We start from the raw sequence: 8152 nt of genomic DNA, 5'->3' as shown, positions 1-8152 counted from the left end.
AATGCTACCTTTATGCAGGCTTTACGTTCGCATATTATAACCTTACGCCGCTTTGGAAGCCTAAATGACCTGAATGAGGCTATTGGTTAACAGGTATGGATCCGTGCTAGTATTCTAACTTAAATAACCATAAATCAACCTCTTGCTCCCATGAGATACCTGACCACAAAAGGAAGAATAATTTCAGGGGATTCGCCTCTGGAGGTGCTTGTAGCCCTAAAAAATACATCATTCATTGATGTCAAATTTGGGCTAACTGATTACCTGGAGCTACTAAGGCTTCGGGTCGATATGAACTATGATATAAAGCTAGAGGACCTGGGCCATGTTCAGGCTCCTGAAGATCTCGAAAATATTGGCTTTCTTCTTCGCCTGGAATAGCGAGTACCTGAACTGACATTTTTTGCTGCCGCTGGTCATATCACTACTAAATAAAAATGCCGTTGTACCTGTGAGAGGATATCATTAGCAGCAAAAGAGTTATATTATGCCCCTTTGCTGCTAGTAATTATAATGAGTTATGAACAAGACTATCCGTAATTTCATTGGGTCTACCATCCGACTTTAGTCTTAGGTGTTCTTCATTGTTCATGATAGACTCAATAACACTATCTCTAACTTTGACGTCCTTAAATTCAAAAGTTGTTACTTCTCCAGAGTCAAATCTAAAAATAATAGTTGGGGTATGTACTCCTCTTTCCCCTTTACGAAATTCAATAATTTTATCCAGGTTTATTATGCGCTCATATCCTTGAACTTCCAAAAACTTCGTCATAAGATTGTATATTAGTAGATAAATAATGTATTGTAATTCTTTTGTTTCATTCCTTTCTGACTACGTACAATTTAATATTCAGACTATCTCATCCAGATTTAGTTTACACCTCTCTAGGTATAATATACTTTTTAGCCTTCTGTACTACTTGCTAGTTCTACTACGAATTAATTGCTCTTATGTATTGTAACGGTACTAATTAGGTATAAAAACGCATTACTCCCCGTTGATGCACCGATTCGAGCAGTGGAAAATCGGATGATATAGAATGGCATATGAATCCAAAGCCTCTAAAACATATCTACTATCAGTTTGTTATCTATGATACGCAAATGTGAATAATCTGAGGAGAACAATAAACTAATTAACTGCAAATAAATAAGTAGTTTCAAAAACCATTCCAGGGAGGTTTATGAAAAGATAATGATTTATATCCAGTTGACGCCAGGTTTGAGTAGTAAAACTTTCTGGAGACATAGTCACTACAGGTGTATGTTTATTATATGTATAGAAATATGATGTGTATCGTAACATAGTGGAAATGGAAGCAGTAGACTTTATCTTAATTTAAAAATAACATATTTATTGATGTTTTTTTACCCTCTATAGCTCAGGTGGAGATAGGTGTTATCACACCTGCTAAACATATTGCCTAGGTCCAGGCAGATCAGTGATGCTTCCAGCCACACATCCCTAAAGGTTCAAAATGAAAAAGAAATTGCAGATATATTATAGAATAGGGCTATGGAATTTCTCAAAAAGTGCTTATGAGCCCATATCTTCATTAGAACAACTAGGAAGTGGTATAATTTATTGTGACTCATTTGAGATGCTTTCGCACCATGAAGCTACCAAACTGTTAAGAAAGTTCAAAAGAAAGTTCCCCTCATTTAGGTTCTCCTTAATTGATGAGATGGGTTATGAAGCATAAACAGGTAGACCGATATGTCTACCTGACACATGATTTTTTGAGATTACACTTTAGGTGCAATCGTGTTCATTAGTCTCGTCCATAAATTAGTTAGCTTTTTCTATTGTGAAAATCTGACAACTAAGTTCTGGCTTCTACATACGAAAATACTGTATACTACCATCCCTCTCACTCCTCAATAGTACATCTATTGGGCGATCCGGACCTAATTTGTAGGAGTATTCTCCTGGTAAAGCTTTATACAATTAGCGGGATGTCTCCGCATTTAGATTATCTTACAAAGAACTATCCTGCATAAATATGAAGATTTCATTTATAGGAACATTCCCACCCCGGGAATGTGGGATTGGCACATTCACTCAAAATTTATTTGAAGCAATGGTCAATGCAACTGGTAAGGAGAGTTCTAACCAGGGATTTGTTGTAGCAATTGATGACAATGGGCTGGACTACAACTATCCGCCAGAAGTAAAAATGTCAATCCGACAGGAAGAGCAGGCCGACTACCTCGAAGCAGTTAACTTTATAAATCTTAGTGGCGCCGATATCTGTGTACTTGAACATGAGTTCGGAATATTCGGCGGACAAAACGGCATCTACATTCTACCTCTTTTGTATAGGTTAAAGATTCCACTGATCGTCACACTTCACACAGTGTTAAAAAAACCTTCTTATAACGAGCGGGCAGTACTGGTAGAAATCTGCAAAATCGCCCACTCCATCGTAGTCATGAGTCAGACTGCGGTGAATATGCTACGTACAGAATATAGTATCTCGCTGGAAAAAATTGCAATGATACCGCATGGTGTGCCCGACATGCAATTTAATCAGCAACTGGCAAAAAAAGAATTTAAACTTCTGTCAAAAAAACTACTGCTCACATTTGGGTTTATCGGCAGAAACAAGGGAATTGAAGTTGTTTTGAAGGCACTTCCCGCTGTTGTCAGGAAGCATCCGGAGGTAATGTATATCGTGCTTGGCAAAACCCACCCTAACGTAATCAGGCATTCAGGTGAAGAATACCGGATTTACCTCCTGGGGCTGGTCAAAAAATTAGGAATAGAAAAGCACGTCATCTTCTTAAATGAGTTTATCGATCAGTCGGAGCTCTTAAAATACCTTTCTGCTTCGGACATTTATATCACACCCTATACAAACGAAGCTCAGATTACCAGTGGAACCCTTTCTTACGCGATAGGGGCAGGATCTGCCGTTGTTTCGACCCCTTACTGGCACGCGGCAGAATTGCTCGCAGACGGGCGTGGAAGGTTATTTGATTTCAATGATTCGGATGCCCTAGGGGAGATCTTCCTTGACTTATTGGATAATACTGAGGTTATGGGGGACCTCAGAAAAAATGCCCACGAGTATGGTCAGGAAATTGTATGGCCCAAAATTGGCCAGAAGTACCTGCAGCTTGCCGAGGAAATAGTCGAAGAGCACCCGGAGGTATTCGTAAAAAAAGAGAGCGTTCTTGACCCTCTAATGCTTCCGCCTTTTCTGCTGGATCATGTGCAGCGCATGACAGATGATACGGGCATTATTCAGCACGCCAAATATGGGATTCCGAACCTGAAGGAAGGCTATTGCCTGGATGATAATGCCCGGGCTCTGCTTATGGTACTTATGGCATACAAAAGGAACAAGCACCCTTTGGCGCTCAAATTATCACCGACTTATTTGAGCTATATTAATTACATGCAGAATCCTGACGGAACCTTTCGCAATTTTTTGAGCTTCAACCGTAACTTCCTGGATGAGGTAGGCTCGGAGGATTCTTTTGGAAGAGCGATCTGGTCTCTGGGCTACCTGCTGGGAAACGCGCCAAACGATGCCTACTACCAGACAGGCCGGGAAATATTCTTTGATGCCGCTTCCAATTTTGTGGCGCTCAAATCGATCAGAAGTATTGCCAACACCATGGTGGGAATTTGCTACTATCTGAAAAGCAATCCATCCGATGAGGGAATGATTGAAATACTAAGGCAGTTGGCTGGCCGCCTTATGCGGGATTATGCGCTGAACCGAAGCGAAGGATGGCATTGGTTTGAATCCTTACTGGCCTACGACAACGCGTTTTTGCCCCTGGCCCTTTTGCACGCGGCTGAATTTCTGAATGATGAAAAGGTAAACACCATTGCCATGGAGAGTATGGCATTCCTTTCTGATGTTACACTCAGCAATGGGTACCTCTCTATTATAGGTAACGAAAGCTGGTTCCAAAGAGACGGAGAAAACTCCCAGTTTGCGCAGCAGCCGCTCGACGCGCTGGCCATGGTTCTCATGTTTCACCAGGCGTTCCGTCTGACCAAGGACAGGACATTCGTTACCAGGTTGTACACATGCTTCATGTGGTTTCTTGGCGAAAATGATCTACGAATTAGTTTGTATGATTTCGAGACAAAGGGGTGCTGTGACGGATTGGAGCGTTACGGCGTCAACCGAAACCAGGGGGCGGAAAGTACTTTGGCATATCTGATTTCTCAGCTTAGTGTGCTGGAAGCCTTCGAAGAGATTTCACAGTTAGAGCTCGGGGTAGTATGAAAGTAGCCATTCTTTCATCCATTGCCTGGCGGACACCACCCAGAATGTATGGCCCCTGGGAACAAGTCGCCTCTCTACTGACAGAAAGCCTGGTTGCAAAAGGAGTCAACGTGACTCTTTTCGCAACCGCCGATTCAGTTACTAATGCTACTCTTGATGCCAAGGTCCAATCGCCCTATGCAGAGGACAGCTCAATAGACCCCAAGGTGGCCGAATGCCTTCACATCAGCAATCTGATGGAAAAAGCCGACCAGTTTGACCTGATCCACAACCACTTCGATTTTTTACCGCTCACCTATTCCAGGCTTATCAAAACACCATTGCTAACTACGGTACATGGCTTTTCCTCTACCAGGATTCTGGATGTATATCGTAAATACAATACGCACACAAGCTATGTTTCGATCTCCGATGCAGACCGGGCACCTGATCTGAACTACATCGCCACGGTGTACAATGGGATAGACGGTCAGGAATTCACGTTTGTACCTGATCCGGATAAGTACCTGCTCTTCTTCGGCAGGATTCATCCCGACAAAGGCACCTCCGAAGCCATACAGATTGCTAAAAAGGCTGGGATGAAGCTGAAGATGGCGGGCCTGATACAGGATAAAGCCTATTTCAGGCAGGAAGTAGAGCCCTACATAGACGGACAGGATGTCTACTACTATGGTAATGTAGGCCCACTGGAAAGGAACCAATTACTAGGTGGTGCATCAGCCTTGTTGCACCCAATCCGGTTTGAGGAGCCTTTTGGGCTAAGTGTTGTGGAAGCGATGTTTTGCGGAACACCGGTAATCGCGTTTAAGCGCGGATCCATGCCTGAACTTATTATCGACCAGAAAACAGGCTTTCTGGTCGATACAGTAGATGAAGCAGCACAGGCAGTTTCGCAGCTCAGCCGCATTGAGCGGGCGGCATGCAGGAGACGGGCTGAGAGCAGATTCTCAAAGGATCATATGGTTGAAGGGTACCTGGCCGTCTATGAACAGCTTTTAAGCCGCTGATTTTCCAATAAGTTCTTCCAGCAATTCCCCCAGATCAACCACAGCGTAGGTAGAGGCATAATCTGACATGGCATAAGGGATAATCAGGCTTTGATTATGAATGATCGCGCCACACGAATATACCACATTAGGTACATACCCCTCACGTTCCATCCGGTTGGGAGTAAGTAATGGCTGGCTAAGACGTCCAATTTCATTCTCCGGATTATTGAGCTCAAAAAGTGAGGCGCCAAGTACATATTCCCGCATCGGACCTACTCCGTGCGTAAGCACCAGCCATCCTGCACTTGTTTCCAGTGGAGAGCCACAGTTACCCATCTGAACAAACTCCCAGGCATACCTGGGTGACTGGATCATCTGAGCCTGCCGCCATACGCCGATACTGTCAGAAAAAGAGATGTAGTTATTGACGCCGTCAATTCGGCAAAGCATAGCATACTTCCCATTAATTTTTCTTGGAAACAATGCCAAACCTTTATTCTGGGCAATATCACCATGAATGGGAAGTACCTTAAAATGGTAGAAGTCTTTGGTTACAAGCAACTTTGGCAAGATAGCAATGCCATCGTAGGCCGTATATGTTGCGTAGTAGGTTTCCTCTTTCGTCTCGCTGGTAAATTTTACAAAGCGTGCATCCTCAATGCCTTTTTTCTCCGTATCCGCTATTGGAAAAATTACCCGCTCAGAAATGTCAGTTTCCAGCGAGAAGTCCATTTCATAGTGAGAAGAAGCCAGCCACATACTTTCATTTAAGAATACCGCGCTCAGCGCGTCTTCTTCTGTCACCCTTCTTGTTTCGTCGACATATCGTTTGAGCTCTTCGTAAGTAAAAGTCTGCGTCAGCTTTTTCTCAATAATGGGAAAGGCGGCACATTCAAAATTCTGCATTTCCGTGAGCTTGGCCAGGAACGACTTCTTATCGTAAACATGATTACGAACATGGTCCGGAGCATTCAGCATTCGTCCCGGCGGCTCCACCGTAATCAGATTATCGGCGTCGATAATTGCCGATCTGAATACGATCGAGGAAATGTGTCCTTCGCCGGTAGCACGAAAACTTAGTATTACCCTTTTCTCCCCCCGATTGGTCCCGGACTGATCGGTATCTTCAATGATGGAAGGATTGAAAAAAGCTGCCGCTTCGATAGAATACTCCATGGTGAAATAAGAGCCAATCAACATTTTCTGATTGACAGAGAGTGATTCCGCCTTTATATTCATCATTTTAATGACGGGTTCTACCTTTTGAAAATGTTTTTCAAAAACCCTCAGTATGTTTCGATGGCGTTTTGCGTACTTTCTTAGCACCTGATTAAACTCCTGTATCTGATCTTTTTCGGGTAGATCCAGAATAAGCGCAATAAGCTTCTTGCTCCTCTCTTCGCTGCTGTAAAGAAATCGGGCGATAACCCGGCTGGAATCAGGTTGGAAGATGATGTCTTTTCGTATGATTGTAACGGTCATTTTGCTGGGTGTAATAATTTTGGATCCAGGGTAAGCTGATCAGGCAGACAGGGGATTGTAATATATATGTAAATAAACCTTTTGATACCTCTTTGCAGAGTACTGGCGATCAACCCAGATTAGTTCAAATGTTGGACCCATCGGTCCGTTTTAGCAGGAGGCCCTTCACCTATAAGCAGATGAAGGGCCTCCTGTCTTTCAAAGTCTATAAAGTTGTCTTATTCTTCGCCGTAAGTTTTCTCCCTTTTGGCTTTTTTATCTGCTCTTTTTTCTTTCAGATTTTTTTCAGCCTTCTTCTTATCACCCTTCTGCACTGTTTTTTCTTTCGACATGATTTTGTTGTTTCTGTAAGGTACACAATTTCTATGATAAAAAATGTTTTATATTATTAAAGACAATGAGCTAGTAGCTTGTTCACATATTTTTTTTTATAATTCAGTTTTGACCTACTTCTAATTCCTAGCTCCAAGTGACATTAAAAAGCTTGTGGTCTAACCCCCTATTTCTTGGAGTCAAATTCTACAAATTGGTACAAGTTCATATTCTATGAAATATCGACTATCACAGCGGTTTCCTGATAATGAGGAGTCATTTTCAGTCCTAGCTTGAAAAAGTACTGGTTAGGATTAAGGTACCCGATTCCCAAATACAGCCGCTCGCTATTGTAAAAATAGACGAACTGCCGGATGATCTCCATGGCCTCTTTCAGGTCGAAAAATTCATACACGTTGCAAACGGCCTTCTTGACAATGTAATGGTATGACTGCGCCGGCAGCCCGGTCAATGTGGCCGTTGTTTTGCGGTGTGGCCACATGACAGAATTCTTGCTGAATCTACATCTCACTAAGGCACTCCCGCACCATTTTCGCCTCAAACCGCTGCGGCGGGCCGCTGTGCGCCGTTGTCGCTCCTGACGTTGACTTTCAGGGGCAGACAGTAACAGGCGGCGATGGCCCGCACCAGGCTGACCACATCGTTCTTGCGGATACTGTGCTGCAGCATCCAGCCTAGGATGGCCCGCGTCTTGATATCGATTACCGACAGCAGGTAAGCCATTCTTCGAATCCCATGCACCCAGATGTACTTAATATCGACCTCCATATGCTCAAAGGGTAGCTGTGGTTTAGGCACTCTGAACTTGATGAACGTTTTGCCCTTCTTATCCCTGCGCTGCTGATGATAAAGTAGCTTACTCTCTGTCATGAGCCGGTAAACCGCGATTTCTATGGCTTATGCAACAGCTGTGAGGTAGAATTTTTCATATTTTCGATTGTCTCTGACGCACGCAAAGATTCGGTGAATGACCGGGTCGCCCTTTAGATTTATAGTATGGTAAGATTCCAAGATTTGGTAGCTTGCCTATTGTTAACCAGAAAGGGGCAGGTTAACGGGGCGCCGAGGAAACAGACCTAAGCTCCGAACGGTACGCCG

At 43.4% G+C, this 8152-nt stretch carries 7 protein-coding genes; 4 read left to right on the top strand and 3 right to left on the bottom strand.

Going from position 1 to position 8152, the window contains the following annotated elements; genetic code table 11:
• Positions 1–150 precede the first annotated feature (150 nt).
• From JUB14_RS19640 to JUB14_RS19625, 4 genes are all read left to right on the top strand, one after another.
• Positions 151–381, top strand: a complete 231-nt coding sequence (locus JUB14_RS19640) for a hypothetical protein (RefSeq protein ID WP_207508515.1) — start codon at positions 151–153, stop codon at positions 379–381.
• Between the two features lie 1100 nt (positions 382–1481).
• Entirely contained in the window at positions 1482–1706 is a 225-nt protein-coding gene (locus JUB14_RS19635; RefSeq protein ID WP_207508514.1) for a hypothetical protein, read from the top strand.
• A 300-nt stretch (positions 1707–2006) separates the two neighbouring features.
• Positions 2007–4250 carry a glycosyltransferase family 4 protein gene (locus JUB14_RS19630; RefSeq protein WP_207508513.1) on the top strand — a complete coding sequence of 748 codons (2244 nt, stop codon included), beginning with the start codon at positions 2007–2009 and terminating at the stop codon, positions 4248–4250.
• A complete protein-coding gene (locus JUB14_RS19625) occupies positions 4247–5257 on the top strand; it encodes a glycosyltransferase family 4 protein (protein ID WP_207508512.1) in 1011 nt (336 codons plus the stop codon). Before JUB14_RS19630 ends, JUB14_RS19625 begins: the two co-directional genes overlap by 4 nt.
• On the opposite strand, the gene JUB14_RS19620 is transcribed toward JUB14_RS19625, so the two are convergent.
• The 3 genes from JUB14_RS19620 to JUB14_RS19610 all read right to left on the bottom strand — a co-directional run bounded on the left by JUB14_RS19620 (position 5246) and on the right by JUB14_RS19610 (position 7924).
• The gene (locus tag JUB14_RS19620) at positions 5246–6721 is read right to left on the bottom strand and encodes a glycoside hydrolase family 130 protein (protein ID WP_207508511.1); all 1476 of its coding nucleotides are present in this window, start codon (positions 6719–6721) and stop codon (positions 5246–5248) included. The two genes, JUB14_RS19625 and JUB14_RS19620, sit on opposite strands and share 12 nt — an antisense overlap.
• 544 nt (positions 6722–7265) lie before the next feature.
• On the bottom strand, positions 7266–7535 hold the full coding sequence (locus tag JUB14_RS19615; protein WP_207508510.1) for an IS3 family transposase: 270 nt from the start codon (positions 7533–7535) through the stop codon (positions 7266–7268).
• Positions 7536–7591: 56 nt separating this feature from the next.
• The gene (locus JUB14_RS19610; protein WP_207508509.1) at positions 7592–7924 is read right to left on the bottom strand and encodes an integrase catalytic domain-containing protein; all 333 of its coding nucleotides are present in this window, start codon (positions 7922–7924) and stop codon (positions 7592–7594) included.
• Between the last annotated feature and the right edge of the window lie 228 nt (positions 7925–8152).

Origin of the sequence: Telluribacter humicola (genome assembly GCF_017355935.1) — a bacterium.
Classification (GTDB): Bacteria; Bacteroidota; Bacteroidia; order Cytophagales; family Spirosomataceae; genus Telluribacter; species Telluribacter humicola.
This window is presented reverse-complemented; position numbering and strand designations above follow the sequence as displayed.

Coding starts and splice junctions, on each gene's coding strand:
- JUB14_RS19620 (WP_207508511.1), bottom strand. CDS start 6,721: ATGACCGTTACAATCATACGAAAAGACATCATCTTCCAACCTGATTCC.
- JUB14_RS19615 (WP_207508510.1), bottom strand. CDS start 7,535: ATGTGGCCACACCGCAAAACAACGGCCACATTGACCGGGCTGCCGGCG.
- JUB14_RS19635 (WP_207508514.1), top strand. CDS start 1,482: ATGAAAAAGAAATTGCAGATATATTATAGAATAGGGCTATGGAATTTC.
- JUB14_RS19640 (WP_207508515.1), top strand. CDS start 151: ATGAGATACCTGACCACAAAAGGAAGAATAATTTCAGGGGATTCGCCT.
- JUB14_RS19630 (WP_207508513.1), top strand. CDS start 2,007: ATGAAGATTTCATTTATAGGAACATTCCCACCCCGGGAATGTGGGATT.
- JUB14_RS19625 (WP_207508512.1), top strand. CDS start 4,247: ATGAAAGTAGCCATTCTTTCATCCATTGCCTGGCGGACACCACCCAGA.
- JUB14_RS19610 (WP_207508509.1), bottom strand. CDS start 7,924: ATGACAGAGAGTAAGCTACTTTATCATCAGCAGCGCAGGGATAAGAAG.